This is a genomic window from Ruminococcus sp. 1001136sp1 (genome assembly GCF_039841815.1).
Lineage (GTDB): Bacteria > Bacillota > Clostridia > Lachnospirales > Lachnospiraceae > Blautia_A > Blautia_A faecis.
On record NZ_JBDPGY010000003.1, the window covers coordinates 147,427 to 162,205 of the forward strand.

Sequence of the window (14,779 nt, forward strand, 5' to 3'; positions counted from 1 at the left end):
TGCTTATGGATGAGAAACGGCTGTTTTCTGTATGCGCAGCATAATTTTAGCAGTAAAAACACCATTCTCATAAGTGAAGCTGCTGTCTCCTCCATTCTTTTCTGCAATGTGGCGGACAGACTGGATTCCCACTCCGTTTCCGGTACGCTTGGATGACTGGAAAATATGATTTTTCTCCTGTATTTTCCCTTCAAAGGTATTTTCCACCTGGATCAGGAGAAGGTGCTTATGATGAAGGTAAACCCCTGCATGGATGCTCCTGTTGGAAGACTTTGCTTTCAGGCTGGCTTCCAGAGCATTTTCCAGAAGGTTGGAGAGAACCAGGCACATATCAATCTGGTCTATGGAAATGTGGGCTGGCAGATCTGCCTTTGCCTGGAAAGGAATGTTCTCTCGTTTTGCCAGAGCGGCATAATGGCTGATTACGCTGTCAGCCGCCTGGTTTTCACAAAAATGCAGGTTGTAGTCTGGGATTTTACTGTTTGCATTGGAAAGATATTCTTTTATTTTTTCCAGATCTCCCTTTTCAGCCAGGGAAGAAAGCTGCAAAAAGTGATGGCGGATATCATGTCGTGCCTGTCTTGCCTCCTCTATGGCAGAGCAAAGGTTCTCATATCGTGCCTGCTGAAGGGAGAGAAAATGGTTTTCCTGCTGAAGCCTTGCATTTTTATTCAGGCTGTTGGCCATCATAAGAAACATTGTGTAAAACAGCATGAGAATTATAAGAAGCACCAGGCTGATCACAATGTAGCCCTGCAAAATACGTCCGGTATACAGAGTTCCCTCATATTTGGGAATCATAAACAGGTTCAGACCTATAAAAATCAGTGGCAGTATCCAGAAAACATACCAGGTCTGGGCTAAATTTTCGTCATCAATCATAGTGTGGGCTGCATGGGAGGCCGGGTACCAGGCGGCAGCAACGAACAGAAGACATATTACATTGTAAAAAATACCGGCACTGGTGTGAAACCAGATTTCTGTTTCTGGAAGTCCAAGTCTTTCTGCCACAATGGCATTTACTGCTCTGGAAAGGCTGTTTACACAGGCAAAGACCGCACATACTGCCAGAAAAATGCTGCCGGATTTCCAGATAGAGATAGTCAGGCTTTTGTGATAGATCAGCATCAGTACCAGCAGAGTGGGAAAAAGCACTGAGCTGGTAGGGATGTTAAGAAAGTAACAAAATCCTCCTTCCAGGAGACAGATTCCTGCCAGAAGAGGTGCAAGCCATGCAGCCAGTCTGCCGGGCGGTTGTTTCAGATATGTCTGTACCGGCAGATAGGCAAGGAACAGACCAGAAATCATTACCGTAAGCTCCAGAACAGGTCTTAATATAGTATTCATATTCAATGTCCCCTTTGAAACAGAAAATCCATAAAAGTCTGTCTTGCATTTTTAACCAGCTTCCGGCTGACGGAAATCCGGGTTTCATCGTCCAGGATAAACAGGGCTCCATCAAAATCAACAGCATGCTCCAGATTGATCACAACGCCTCTGCTGCAAAGATAAAATCTTGGATCCATTTTCAGGGATGCAGTAAAGGCTTCGAAGGACTGGCGGGTGATCAGCTCTTTGCCGCCGGTAGTGTGAATATGGATCATATGGGAAAAATGTTCTGCGTATATAATATGTCGAAACGGAACCTGTACATTGCTTCCATTTACTTTTATATCTATGTATTTTCCGGAATCCGGGATCCGGGACAGAACCTCATCGATCAGGTCTGAAATTTCATTTTCGGGATATGGCTTCACAAGGTAGTGCATGGCACGGACCTTGAACCCATCCAGAGCATGATCCGTAGAAGTGGTAGTAAAAATTAAAAGTGCATCCGAGTCAAATGTCCGAAGCTCTCTGGCAGTCTCGATCCCATTTGCACCACTCATGTAGATGTCCAGAAAAACGACGGTGAAAGGACGTTCCTTTGCCGCAATAAGAAAATCTTCTCCATTTTCAAATTCAAATAAATTTACGTGAATCCCACGTCTGGAAAGCTGTTTCGTCAGTACGTCTGCGAGCTTGTCACGCTCTTCTTTAATGTCATCAACAATTGCAATTCTCATAATGGTTTCCTTTATTTTGTGATAGGTTTATTATAATACCATTCGCGCCATTTTCCAACACTTCGTGACAGAATTATTGAAATAGGATGTGGTTTAATTATAATAAACCTATGACTATTAAATCTGGTACCATTTAATTTCGTTTGCATCCATATGAAGCGGGAAGCTGCTGCCATCTCCTTTATAGACGACTGTATCCTGTGACTCGTAAGTATTGTTTACGACACAGTACTTGCCATTCTTTACATAAGCGTGGACCTCTACATTATAATTGGTGGAATACCATCGGTTCAGTTCGTCCTCGGCAGATGCAGACCAGAGAACCGCACGGTAGAGCACACGGCTGTTTCTGAAGCTGTATGGAAGTCCGCTGATGTAAACACCGCGGCCTTTTCCAAAGGTTTTTACTGCCATCTGTACCTCATGGTCATTCTGGATCAGGATCCGGGTTTCCGGAAGCGCAAAAATATTCTTTTTGCCCTCACCGAAGTCCACATCACCTTCTGCATCAGCCAGAATAAAGTGGTCTCTGTGTTCCTCCCAGTTGTATTTATCGGTATTTAAATTGAAGCCTCTTTCTTCTTCCACACCCAGTACATCATCCAGCTGGAAGAATTTTCCCTGCCACTGATGGGCTGCAGGCTCGCCAACTCCGATGAAACCGCCGCCATTGTAAACGAACTCCTTTACAGCAGTAATAATGGTTTCATTTACCCAGTACTCGCCGCCGCTTTGCGCAGTATCCGCATCCCCTACATTGATCACAACATCAAATTTTTTCAGCAGATCCTTATCTGCCAGAATATCATCAAAACTGATAAAGGATACATCAAAGGGTGCACCGCTTAATGCCTCAATAATGCCAAAGTAAGAGTAATTCTGTTTGTAATAGATTGCGTGATGTACCATATGATTGCCCCAGGAACGCATGCGCCCCCAGCAGTTTAACACAGCAACACGTTTCACGCAGTAAGGAGTCACACCCTGGATATTATCATAAAGGGTGCGGAATTCCTGGCAGACCTCTTTAATGTACTGGACAAAATCCGGGAACTGAAGAGCCAGCTTCAGATATCCGCCATAACCAATTCTCTGGATGGGGCTTCTGAGAATGGCACGCCTTGCAGTTACCCAGTTTACCTTCGCCTCTTTCACCGGGTCTCCACCTTCGTGGAAGGTGTCCGGGAAAAAGTATGGAAGAAATCGTCCTTCCGTGTATTTTACATTTTTAATATCGCTGAACAGACGCAGGGTTGCACCATTTCCTACACTTCCAACCACAGCATCAAGACCGATGGAAGCAAACTCATCCATAAATGGCTCCATGCCGATCCAGTGGTCACCCATGAACATCATGGCTTCTTTGCCATATTCATGGACAATGTCTACCATTTCCTTTGCAAGCTTCGCGACCTCGCGGCGCTGGAATGCCTGGAAGTCCTTGAATTCCTTGGATGGAATGCGATAGGTATTGTTCATGTAGCCCTGGTCGATAATGTATTCCGGTCGGAAGGGATAGCCAACCTCTTTTTCGAACTGCTTCAGCACATATGGACTGACAGATGCGGAATAACCGAACCAGTCCACATATTTCTCCCTTGCCAGCTCATCAAAGATCAGGGTGAACTGATGGAAAAAGGTGGTGAAGCGTACCACATCCACATACTGGTGGGTATCAAGGAATCTGCGGAGGCGCTCCAGAGAATGAGCTCTTGTTTTTGGCTGGCGCACATCAAAGGTGATCTGCGGCTCTACATCTTTCCAGTCGTTTACCACTGCATTGTACATATGTACCGGATCCCACATAATATAAGCCAGAAAGCTGACGGTATACTCATGGAACAGTTTTACAGGTGTAATTACCACATTTCCGCTCGTTTCATCATAATGCCACTGACTTGCCGGAACCACTGCTCCTGTGGTACGGTCGATTACTTCCCACCACTTTGTGATATCATCGCGTGTGTTCACCTTCAGCATATCCGGGTACAGGTGGTCCATAAGGTGGATTTCCAGTTTGTCTGATGTTGCGGTGTGGAAAGAACTCATAATGTACATTTGCTGGATCTCATCCGGATTAGCCTTTGCCCAGGCATTGTCCTTTCGGGTGGTGTAGTAGGTAGCGTAGATTTTCGCACCAGTGTCCTTCAGCTCCTGTGGGAATTCGGTTCCATCACAGTCACGGATGGCATCTGCGCCCCACTCATTCATAATATCCAGTGTTTCCTTTACCACATCCAGGTTGGTAGGAATAGTAACTCTGCCTTTTTTCTGTTCCATTTTGCGACCTCGCTTTTCTTTTTTTTATTTACAAGGGTTGTTAACATTGTTTGATAGTTGTTTTTTCTGTAATATAAGAATACGTTTTTGACAGCTGTTTTTCAACAGAGTTGTTGCTAAGGTTTTTAGAAATATTGCTGTATTTTCCGTTCTATGGTACTCTAAGTGTGCGAGTGTTTATTCCCTGTTGTTTGAAAACGCTGTATTCGGAATATCGGGAGCCGACAGCGCGGACAACAAACTATAGCTTATGATACATAAGGAGAATCTATGAGTACACGTTCCTTTTCTTTTTCCAATGATAATCCACTTTCTACAGAAGCAGTTCTGGTGAATGCCTCATCCTCCAGATACGAAGAGGACTGGCCCAGCATTCCTCATACCCATGCTTTTACGGAGCTTTTTTATGTTTCCAGAGGAAGCGGCGAATTTCTTATAGAAAATCAGCGGTTTTCCATTGCCAGGGACGATCTGGTCATTATCAATCCACATATCCTGCACACGGAAACTTCTCAGAGCGCTGCGCCCCTTTCTTATTATACTGTAGGAGTGGATGGAATTAGTTTTTCTTTCCGGGATCAGAAGGAATTCCAGATTTTCAACTGCCGGAAGATTAATACAGATCTTTTGTTTTATTTCCACTCCCTTTTTCAGGAATTAGATGAGAAAAAAGAGGGTTATGAAGAGATTTGCAGACATACGCTCTCCATTCTTATTGCCCAGCTTCGCAGGATAACAGATTCCGGCTTCCAGCTGGTGCCTTCTTTTCATCCAAGTAAGGAGTGTGCACAGGTCAAGCGCTATCTGGATTCTAACTATGGGGAAGATATCAATCTGGATCAGCTGGCGGCATTAAGTCATCTGAACAAATATTATCTAAGCCACGAGTTTACACGATATTATGGGATTTCTCCCATTAATTATCTGAACCGGCGCAGGATTGAGGTTTGCAAAAATCTTCTGGAAAATACAGATCATGATATTTCTGACATTGCCCATCTTGCAGGCTTTTCTTCCCAGAGCTATCTGGCGCAGAGTTTTCGGAAATCTTGCGGTATGACTGCTATGGAGTACAGACGAAGCAGGCGTGAATAAACAGAGATATTATTTCGAAGCGTGTGACTAGTAACGTTTTGGCTAAAATGCCAAAAAATAGTTGAAGACACAGGTGAAAAATTGTATAATTGACTATAGTAAAAAGTGAAATCGTATTAAAATCATATACAGGAGGAAACTATTATGAAAGAAGCGAATGACAAAAAAGAGAGCATGAAGCCTGTGAGCCAGGCAGTTGTTGAGTTGGATGATGAAGCATTGAATCAGGTCAGCGGAGGCCTGAAGAGGCTGGACAGCGATTGGAAGCCGGAAATAACAGAGGTTTGCAAGTTATGCGGCTCCACCAGAAACGTCCGTGGTGGTTTATGCCTGGCATGCAAAAACAAATGTTAACAGCAAAAGAAAGGATAAATTTAAAACGGTATTATGCTTTCACGAGAAAAAACAAAGACAGACGATCAAAGGCAGGATGTAAATGATTATCCGGTGAAAGAACAATATGTTTTAAGCAGATTATTGCCCGAGTATGTATCCTTATACCGGATAGAGCTTAATTCCGGCAAATATGAAATACTGAGACTGGATGCGAATACCAATGCCAGGCAGCTGGCGGAGACAGATCCCCATCCGGCTGAAAATTTTGATGAATATGCGAGAAGATATGCAGACAATTTTATTCTGGATGAAGAGAAAGAAGAGTTTATAGACTGGCATCTTTGCGCAAATATGAAAAGAAGGCTTTTACATGAAGAGAAGCTTACTTACCATTACCACAGTGTTTCAAAGGAAGGAAAAGATAGCTATTATGAAGCCTATGTAGTGAAGGGAAAGACAGAGGATGAGACCTTTGATGTTTTTCTTGGATATCGCAATATAGACAGTATCCTTTACAAAGAGAAGGAAATCCAGGAGAAACTGCGAAAAACTCTGGATGAGGCCAGATTGGGAAATGAGATCATTTCCTCCATTGCCAGAACATACCAGTATATTTCCAGAATTGATATCCAGGCAGATTATTTTGAGGAAATTTCCAACAGGGATGTGGAGCATCTGAAATATATTCATTCAGGTACTCTGTCTGAAAACAACAGAAGAGTTTGCCGTGAACAGGTGGCAGAAGAGTATCAGGATGCTTTTGAAAAATTTACAGATATCTCTACACTACCGGAACGAATGAAAGACGAAGAATCTGTCGTTTTGGAATACCGGATGAAGGATGGAAGCTGGCATAGTCTGCGCTTTATTGAAAAGAAAAGGGATGAAAACGGCCGCCTGACCCATGTTCTTTGTGCAATCCGAAGTATCAGTGATGCGAAGAGAAGGGAGCAGACTCTTATATACCAGGCTGCTGAAGCGAAGAAGGATGCGGCGGTTAAAACCAGATTTCTGTCTAATATGAGCCATGATATCCGAACTCCCATGAATGGGATCATAGGTATGATCGAATTGGCAAACCGTTATCCCAATGACCCTGAAATGCAGCAGAAGTGCAGGGATAAGATCATGGAATCCTCCAGATATCTGGTTTCTCTTGTAAATGATATACTGGATATGAATAAACTGGAGTCGGGAGATATTGTTGACCAGGAGCTTACTTTTGATCTGACAGAAATTCTGAGCAGGACCAACACAGAAAAGCAGCTTCAGGCAGCTGAGAAAAATATAGAATACATCGTGGATTGGGAAAGGTCAGAGCTAAGTCATATATTATTAACCGGAAATCCTGTTTATCTGGAACGGCTTCTGAATGCGATTTCTGATAATGCGGTGAAATTTACAGAACCAGGCGGAAAAATCCATGTATGGTGTAAAGAGAAGTATGCAGATGAAAAACGGGTAGTGTATGAATTTGGCTGTGCAGATAATGGTCCTGGTATGAGCCAGGAGTTTGTGGCACATGCGTTTGACCTTTTTACCCAGGAGAAGGAAACCAGCCGGTCGAAATATGAAGGCACCGGACTGGGACTTTCCATTGCAAAGAAGCTGACAGACAGAATGGGCGGCACAATCCGGATCGAAAGTAAAGAGGGAACCGGCACAACTGTGGTCATGACAATTCCGTTCAAAATCGGAGAAGCAGAAAAAGCCCGGAAGCTGGAGGATTTTGTAAAGGATCCGAATACGATTTCCCTTGAAGGTCTGCGTGCACTGGTAGTTGAGGATAATGAACTGAACATGGAAATCGCCAGCTTTATGCTGGAAGATAATGGAATAATTGTGGATTGCGCCAAAGACGGACTGGAGGCAATTGGAAAATTTGAAAAGTCCGAGCCAGGCTATTATGACGTGATTTTAATGGATATCATGATGCCAAACTTAAACGGCTGGGATACTACCCGGAGAATTCGTTCCATGAAAAGATCAGATGCAGAGCGTGTACCGGTTATTGCCATGAGTGCCAATGCATTTGCAGAAGACATTATAAACAGCCGGATATCCGGCATGGATGAGCATCTTACCAAACCCCTTGAACCGGCGAGGCTTGTAAATGTACTTAAGGATTGTATCTGGAGGAGAAAACATAAGCTGTAAACAGGCTGTTGATCAGTGGAGAAAGGATGCGTGCAATGAGCAACAGCCGCATCCTTGATCGTTGCAAAATCAGAAAAGAAGCTTGATATTGACAAATATATGAGTTAAAATCAGAAGACATAATTCGTTTATATTTTATTGGTTTATGTCAAAAAATTTGTCAGGAGAAAACAGATATGAGTAGTAAATCTAATACACAGGCAATGGAAACGGAAAAAATCCCACGTCTTTTGGCGCAGCTTGCAATTCCTGCTGTTGTGGCACAGATCATTAACCTTTTGTACAACATTGTAGACCGTATTTATATTGGACACATTCCCGGTGTTGGTGCGGCAGCATTAACCGGCGTGGGGTTATTTACGCCAATTCTTATGCTGATCAATGCCTTTGCCATGCTCGCAGGTTCAGGAGGTGCTCCCCGAGCCGCAATTTCCATGGGGAAAAAGGACAATGCGACAGCGGAAAAGATTCTTGGAAACTGTTTCTCGCTTCTTATTCTTATGGCTGTGGCTCTTACGGTGATTTTTTTCGCTTTTGCTCCACAGCTTCTGACAATATTTGGTGCCAGTGATAAGACCCTTCCTTATGGAGTGTCATACGCAAGAATCTATATACTGGGAAGCATTTTTGTCCTGATCGTAATGGGAATGAATCCCTTTATCACCACACAGGGATTTGCAAAGATCAGTATGATGACCACTGTGATCGGTGCGGTGATCAACATTATTCTGGATCCTGTTTTTATTTTTGTATTTGACCTGGGCGTAAGCGGTGCTGCAATTGCTACTGTTTTGAGCCAGGCTGTTGGTGCCATCTGGATTCTTCGTTTCCTGTCAGGAAAAAAGACCATTCTCCATCTTAGGAAAGAGAATTTCAAATTACAAAAAAATATTATCTTACCATGCCTGGGGCTTGGAATATCCACTTTTGTCATGTTGTCTACAGAAAGTATTCTGTCCATCAGTTTCACCTCCAGCCTTTCAAGATATGGCGGAGATCTTGCGGTTGGAGCCATGACCATTATCACAAGTGTCAGCCAGCTTGCAACCTTACCGCTGCAGGGAATATGCCAGGGCGGACAGCCGATCATGAGTTATAATTTCGGTGCCGGCAATAAAGAGCGTGTTAAAAAAGCATTTTTTACGCAGTTTACAGTCTGCACGGTTTTTACCGGCTGCTTCTGGCTGATCATGCTTCTGTTTCCCAGGCTCTTTGCAGGTATTTTCTCCAATGATACGGATCTGATCACGTATACCGCATGGGCACTGAGAATCTATATGGCTGGTATTTTTTCACTGGGATTCCAGGTTTCCTGTCAGCAGAGCTTTATGGCACTGGGACAGGCGAAAGTCAGTCTGCTGCTTGCATGCTTAAGAAAACTGATCCTGTTGATTCCGCTGATCTTTATTCTGCCGCTTTTCATTCAGAATAAGGTATTTGCCGTTTTTCTGGCTGAACCAATCAGCGATATACTGGCAGCAATCATTACAACTTCAACTTTCTTCAGGCGATTTGATAAAATACTGGATAGAAGATAAGAATAAAAGCCATTTGGTTGGATATGTTTCTGACTGAATGGCTTATTTTTTTGCTACGGCAACCGAATTCAGGCTGAATATGGCGGAAACACATCTTTATACAATCTTAATACAGAATCAGATACTCTTATACCATCTTTAAAGGCAATTATATATAATGGGTGCAACAAAAAAGTAATCATTCGTAAGGAGTTTTGATCATTTATGCCGGAAAAATCATATAAGAAAAAACATCTGACATCTTTTCAGCTAATAATTCTGGGATTTGCAGGAGTGATCCTTTTGGGAAGCATTCTTTTAATGCTTCCATTTTCATCTGTAGATAGAATACCAACTCCGTTTCATGAGGCTCTTTTTACAGCCACTTCGGCGGTATGTGTAACCGGGCTTGTAGTAAAGGATACCGGAAGCTACTGGTCTCTGGCAGGACAGACGATTATTCTTATACTCATACAAATAGGCGGTCTGGGAGTGGTAACGGTGGCTGCATCTGTTTCCCTTCTTTCCGGTAAAAAAATATCCCTTATGCAGAGAAGTACCATGCAGGATGCGATTTCCGCGCCTAAGGTTGGCGGAATCGTCAGATTGACAAGGTTTATTTTAAAGGGGACATTTTTGATTGAAGCTGCAGGGGCAGTGTTACTGCTGCCGGTTTTTTTATGGGATTACAAAGGAAAGGGAATTTGGCTGTCAGTCTTTCATTCTATTTCCGCTTTTTGTAATGCAGGCTTTGATATTCTGGGAACATCTGCAAATCCTTTTCCTTCCCTGACAGGGTATTCTGCAAATGTTCTTATAAATGTAGTGATTATGCTTCTGATCATCATAGGGGGAATCGGTTTTCTCACCTGGGACGATATTTATACCAACAAAATGAAGTTTAAACGTTATCGCATGCAAAGCAAGATTATCCTTGTGACTACTGCATGCCTGATTTTAATTCCGATTATTTTTTTCTTCACCTGTGATTTAAAAAATCTATCCGCAGGGAATCGCTTATTAGCTGCGGCGTTCCAATCGGTAACTACAAGAACTGCCGGATTTAACACGATTGATATTTCAAAGATGAGTGAAGCCTCAAAAGCTGTTATGATATTGTTAATGCTGATTGGCGGTTCACCTGGTTCTACAGCTGGTGGAATGAAAACCACAACGTTTACAGTTCTTTTGTTAAATGCAATTGCCACATTCCGAAGCCAGGAAAATGCAGGGGCTTTTGGCAGGAGGCTGGAATACCATGTGATAAAAAATGCGGCGACAATAGCCATGCTTTATTTTACGTTATTTTTTTGCGGCGGACTTGCAATCAGTATATATGAAGAACTTCCTCTTTTAGACTGCCTGTATGAAGCTGCTTCAGCTGTGGGAACAGTAGGACTCACGTTGGGAATTACACCGAAGCTTCATATGTTTTCGCAAATTGTGCTGATTATACTGATGTATTTAGGGCGTGTAGGTGGTCTGACTCTGATTTATGCGGTGCTTTCAGGAAGAAACAGGGGAAATGCAAAACTGCCTCTGGAGAAAATAACAGTTGGATAAGAAGGAGAAAATATAATTATGAAAAATGTATTGCTTATTGGACTTGGAAGATTTGGAAGACATATTGCTAAGCAGCTGAATCAGCTGGGACATGAAATTATGGCAGTTGACTGGAATGAGGAGAGAGTAGATAAAGCATTACCATTTGTGACCAATGCGCAGATTGGTGACAGTACCAATGCTGAATTTTTACGTTCCCTTGGAATAGGAAATTACGATATCTGTTTTGTAACCATTGGAGGAAGCTTTCAGAATTCTCTTGAAACAACTTCCCTTCTGAAAGAACTGGGAGCGAAACTGGTGATATCCAGGGCTGAGCGTGATGTTCAGGAAAAATTCCTTTTGCGCAATGGTGCGGATAAAGTGGTTTACCCGGAAAAGCAGGTTGCAAAGTGGGCCTCGATCCGTTACACAGATGATCACATCCTCGACTATATGGAGGTGGATGCATCCCATGCGATTTTTGAAGTGGAAGTGCCGGAAGAATGGGTTGGAAAAACAGTAGGAGAACTGGATATCAGAAAACGCTACAATATTAATATTCTGGCAGTAAAAAATGAAGGAGAATTTGGTATTGCAATTTCACCGGATACGTATTTTGAAGAGAATCATAAATTACTGGTGTTAGGAGAATACAGAGCCCTTCAGAAATGTTTCAGAATATAGTCATTTGTTATGGAGAGGCTGCTATAGAGGTGAAGACAATGGCAGAAGGAATATTGGCAGTTACTGTATTTTGTATGTTTGGACTTGGATTTTATATTGCAAATAAAGCAGATCAGTTTTGGGGCGAAATTCAGGAAAATATGGAAGAAAAACAGCAGTCATCGAAGACATTGTTTTTGAATACTCTTTCAGATGAAGAATTGTTAAGAGAGATTCATGAGTGTAAAATTGAATATAAGGAAGCTGAAATTATAATTTTTGATGGACAGTCCGGGTATGAAAAAAAGAATTTTGACCATAATACAGTCGCATGATATAATTGCAAAAAAGGCAGAAAAAGGGGACTGGCAGGATGAGTCTTGGAATTGAAGAGGATAATAAAAAAACAGATGAACATATCCTTGTTTGTCTGTCAGCAGCACCCTCCAATAAGAAAATAATAGATACAGCGGCAAAAATGGCGAATGCGTTGCAGGCACGTTTTACAGCCTTGTACGTTCGCACTGGCACAAAATCAGAAGACTTAGATAAAGAAAAACTGGAAGAACATATTCGGTATGCAGAAAATCTGGGAGCAGAAATCGTAATGACTCATGGGGAAAACATACCGGTACAGATCGCAGAGTATGCCAGACTATCAAATGTTACTAAAATTGTGATTGGACAAAGTAATGCCCGACGAAATCATTTTTTCAGTAAAGTGACTCTGACAGAAAAACTGATTGAAATTGTACCAGATATTGATATCCATATTATTCCGGATACGGTCAAAACAGGAAACTACCAGAAACGGTCATTTACATGGTATATGGAAAAACCGTCTGCAAAGGATTATTTTCTGACAGTTTTTATATTTGCAGTATGTACTTTGATTGGTCTGCTGTTTCAGAAGCTGGATTTCACGGACACGAATATTGTAACCATATACATTCTGGGGGTTTTGCTTACTTCCATTGTGACAGATGGTTATCTATGCAGTGTAGCCGGTTCTTTCTTAAGTGTCTTTTTATTTTGCTTTTTTCTGACAGAACCAAGGATGTCTTTTCAGACCTATGCAGTGGGTTATCCGGTGACCTTTCTCATAATGCTAATTTCATCCGTACTTACAGGGGCACTTGCGGCAAAGCTGAAAACACATGCAAAGCTTTCTGCACAGCTTGCTTTTCGTACACAGATTTTGTTTGATACAGACCGTTTGCTGCAGAAAGCAAAAGGAGAGATAGAGATTCTTGATGTTACCTGTACACAGCTCCTTCGCCTGCTGAATCGTAATATTACAGCATATGTAGTAGAAAATGGAGCATTATCAGAAGGGAAGCTTTTCTCTGGAGAGGAAAAAGAGGACGCGGAGGATTTTTTAACACCTGAAGAACTGAAGATAGCCAGATGGGCCTATGAAAACAGACAGCGTGCCGGTGCATCCACACATCATTTTCCACAGGCCAAATGCTTATATCTGGCAATCCGGAGCGGGAACAATGTTTATGGAGTAATAGGAATACCGCTGCAGAAAGAAACACTGGACTCTTTTGAATACAGTATCCTGCTGTCCGTGATAAATGAATGTGCACTTGCAATGGAAAACGCACAAAATGCCATGGAAAAAGAGAAAAATGCAGTGATAGCAAAAAACGAACAGTTGCGGGCAGATCTTCTTCGGGCAATTTCCCATGATCTTCGAACTCCCCTTTGCTCCATTTCAGGCAATGCAGACATGCTTCTTAGCAACAGTGAACGGCTGGATGAAGCTACAAAGCATCAGATCTATACGGATATTTATGATGATTCTGAATGGCTGATCGGAGTTGTGGAGAATCTGCTTTCCATTACCAGGCTAAATGATGGAAGACTGAAATTCAAATTTACAGATCAGCTGCTTGATGAGGTGATCGCAGAGGCTCTGCGGCATATCAGCCGGAAGCATGACGATTATAAAATCGTAACTGACTGTGAAGAACTTGTTCTTGCACGTATGGATGTCCGCCTTATTATACAGGTTCTGGTAAATTTAATTGACAATGCCATAAAATATACGCCGCCAGGTACTGTAATCAGCATCCGGGGAACTAAAACAGATGGAAAAGCGCAGATAAGCGTGGAGGATAATGGACCTGGGATTCCGGAAGAAATGAAGCCGCATATTTTCCAGATGTTTTATACCGGCAAAACAACAGTTGCGGATAGTCACCGAAGTCTGGGACTGGGGCTGGCGCTTTGTCACTCTATTATAGAAGCCCATGACGGAACCCTGATTCTGACGGACCATGATCCCCATGGATGTAATTTTACTTTTACTTTACCTTTAAGTGAGGTGACATTGAATGAATAAAACATTAATTCTGGTGGTTGAGGATGACAGACCTATAAGAAATCTGATCATTACGACGCTAAAAACACATGACTATAAATATCTGGCAGCAGAGAATGGTTCTTCGGCCATTCTGGAAGCTTCCTCTCATCATCCGGATATTGTTCTTCTTGATCTCGGGCTTCCAGATATGGAAGGGGTAGAGGTAATAAAGAAAATCCGTACCTGGTCGAACATGCCGATTATTGTGATCAGTGCCAGAAGTGAGGATACAGATAAAATTGAAGCACTGGACGCTGGTGCAGATGATTATATTACAAAACCGTTTTCCGTGGAGGAATTGCTTGCGCGTATTCGTGTTACGCAAAGGAGACTGGCAATAACGCAGACCGGAGAACAGCAGGAAACCTCTGTTTTTAAAAATGGTGAATTAGAGATCGATTATTCGGCTGGCTGTGCATATCTGAAGGGTGAAGAATTACATCTGACTCCTATTGAGTATAAGCTGCTCTGCCTTTTATCCCGTAATGTGGGAAAAGTATTGACACATACATTTATTACCCAGCAGATCTGGGGACAGTGTTCTGAAAATGATATTGCTTCCCTCCGCGTTTTTATGGCAACACTTCGAAAAAAACTGGAACCAGAAAAAAATGGTGTGCAATACATCCAGACGCATATTGGAATCGGATATCGTATGATCAGAATTGAAAGCAATAGTCTGGCCAGGTAATTATTTCCTTAAAAATCATTCTTGAATTACCTTCCTGTTTGTGATAAAATGCCTATTT

Annotated in this window: 12 protein-coding genes; 9 read left to right on the forward strand and 3 right to left on the reverse strand. The window is 42.4% G+C overall.

All coding sequences use genetic code 11. The features are described from left to right. Nucleotides 1-3: 3 nt before the first annotated feature. The 3 genes from ABHC48_RS04065 to gnpA all read right to left on the reverse strand — a co-directional run bounded on the left by ABHC48_RS04065 (nt 4) and on the right by gnpA (nt 4,346). Nucleotides 4-1,347, reverse strand: a complete 1,344-nt coding sequence (locus ABHC48_RS04065; protein WP_195699195.1) for a sensor histidine kinase — start codon at nt 1,345-1,347, stop codon at nt 4-6. Nucleotides 1,348-1,349: 2 nt separating this feature from the next. Further along, nucleotides 1,350-2,066 carry a LytTR family DNA-binding domain-containing protein gene (locus tag ABHC48_RS04070; RefSeq protein WP_118578074.1) on the reverse strand — a complete coding sequence of 239 codons (717 nt, stop codon included), beginning with the start codon at nt 2,064-2,066 and terminating at the stop codon, nt 1,350-1,352. 117 nt (nt 2,067-2,183) lie between these two features. Continuing rightward, a complete protein-coding gene (gnpA, locus tag ABHC48_RS04075; protein ID WP_195379716.1) occupies nt 2,184-4,346 on the reverse strand; it encodes a 1,3-beta-galactosyl-N-acetylhexosamine phosphorylase in 2,163 nt (720 codons plus the stop codon). A gap of 270 nt (nt 4,347-4,616) precedes the next feature. Between gnpA and ABHC48_RS04080 the strand changes: the two genes are divergently transcribed. From ABHC48_RS04080 to ABHC48_RS04120, 9 genes are all read left to right on the forward strand, one after another. After that, the gene (locus ABHC48_RS04080) at nt 4,617-5,441 is read left to right on the forward strand and encodes a helix-turn-helix domain-containing protein (RefSeq protein WP_148462020.1); all 825 of its coding nucleotides are present in this window, start codon (nt 4,617-4,619) and stop codon (nt 5,439-5,441) included. A gap of 144 nt (nt 5,442-5,585) precedes the next feature. Then, entirely contained in the window at nt 5,586-5,795 is a 210-nt protein-coding gene (locus ABHC48_RS04085) for a hypothetical protein (RefSeq protein ID WP_195699194.1), read from the forward strand. Between the two features lie 33 nt (nt 5,796-5,828). Then, nucleotides 5,829-7,934, forward strand: a complete 2,106-nt coding sequence (locus tag ABHC48_RS04090; protein ID WP_195699193.1) for an ATP-binding protein — start codon at nt 5,829-5,831, stop codon at nt 7,932-7,934. Between the two features lie 176 nt (nt 7,935-8,110). Next, nucleotides 8,111-9,472: an MATE family efflux transporter gene (locus tag ABHC48_RS04095; RefSeq protein WP_118578079.1), complete on the forward strand. Its 1,362-nt coding sequence runs from the start codon at nt 8,111-8,113 to the stop codon at nt 9,470-9,472. Between the two features lie 204 nt (nt 9,473-9,676). Then, nucleotides 9,677-11,014: a potassium transporter TrkG gene (locus ABHC48_RS04100; protein ID WP_195589872.1), complete on the forward strand. Its 1,338-nt coding sequence runs from the start codon at nt 9,677-9,679 to the stop codon at nt 11,012-11,014. Nucleotides 11,015-11,032: 18 nt separating this feature from the next. After that, nucleotides 11,033-11,680, forward strand: coding sequence for a TrkA family potassium uptake protein (locus ABHC48_RS04105; protein ID WP_173735587.1), 648 nt, complete (start codon nt 11,033-11,035; stop codon nt 11,678-11,680). Nucleotides 11,681-11,718: 38 nt separating this feature from the next. Continuing rightward, on the forward strand, nt 11,719-11,994 hold the full coding sequence (locus ABHC48_RS04110) for a hypothetical protein (protein WP_173735588.1): 276 nt from the start codon (nt 11,719-11,721) through the stop codon (nt 11,992-11,994). A gap of 38 nt (nt 11,995-12,032) precedes the next feature. Continuing rightward, nucleotides 12,033-14,009 carry an ATP-binding protein gene (locus tag ABHC48_RS04115; protein ID WP_195699192.1) on the forward strand — a complete coding sequence of 659 codons (1,977 nt, stop codon included), beginning with the start codon at nt 12,033-12,035 and terminating at the stop codon, nt 14,007-14,009. After that, nucleotides 14,002-14,721 carry a response regulator transcription factor gene (locus tag ABHC48_RS04120; RefSeq protein WP_118578082.1) on the forward strand — a complete coding sequence of 240 codons (720 nt, stop codon included), beginning with the start codon at nt 14,002-14,004 and terminating at the stop codon, nt 14,719-14,721. Before ABHC48_RS04115 ends, ABHC48_RS04120 begins: the two co-directional genes overlap by 8 nt. Nucleotides 14,722-14,779: the final 58 nt, after the last annotated feature.

Bases quoted from the DNA above. Each gene is read 5' to 3' on its own strand.
- ABHC48_RS04065 (WP_195699195.1), bottom strand. From the start codon at position 1,347: ATGAATACTATATTAAGACCTGTTCTGGAGCTTACGGTAATGATTTCT.
- ABHC48_RS04070 (WP_118578074.1), bottom strand. From the start codon at position 2,066: ATGAGAATTGCAATTGTTGATGACATTAAAGAAGAGCGTGACAAGCTC.
- gnpA (WP_195379716.1), bottom strand. From the start codon at position 4,346: ATGGAACAGAAAAAAGGCAGAGTTACTATTCCTACCAACCTGGATGTG.
- ABHC48_RS04080 (WP_148462020.1), top strand. From the start codon at position 4,617: ATGAGTACACGTTCCTTTTCTTTTTCCAATGATAATCCACTTTCTACA.
- ABHC48_RS04085 (WP_195699194.1), top strand. From the start codon at position 5,586: ATGAAAGAAGCGAATGACAAAAAAGAGAGCATGAAGCCTGTGAGCCAG.
- ABHC48_RS04090 (WP_195699193.1), top strand. From the start codon at position 5,829: ATGCTTTCACGAGAAAAAACAAAGACAGACGATCAAAGGCAGGATGTA.
- ABHC48_RS04095 (WP_118578079.1), top strand. From the start codon at position 8,111: ATGAGTAGTAAATCTAATACACAGGCAATGGAAACGGAAAAAATCCCA.
- ABHC48_RS04100 (WP_195589872.1), top strand. From the start codon at position 9,677: ATGCCGGAAAAATCATATAAGAAAAAACATCTGACATCTTTTCAGCTA.
- ABHC48_RS04105 (WP_173735587.1), top strand. From the start codon at position 11,033: ATGAAAAATGTATTGCTTATTGGACTTGGAAGATTTGGAAGACATATT.
- ABHC48_RS04110 (WP_173735588.1), top strand. From the start codon at position 11,719: ATGGCAGAAGGAATATTGGCAGTTACTGTATTTTGTATGTTTGGACTT.
- ABHC48_RS04115 (WP_195699192.1), top strand. From the start codon at position 12,033: ATGAGTCTTGGAATTGAAGAGGATAATAAAAAAACAGATGAACATATC.
- ABHC48_RS04120 (WP_118578082.1), top strand. From the start codon at position 14,002: ATGAATAAAACATTAATTCTGGTGGTTGAGGATGACAGACCTATAAGA.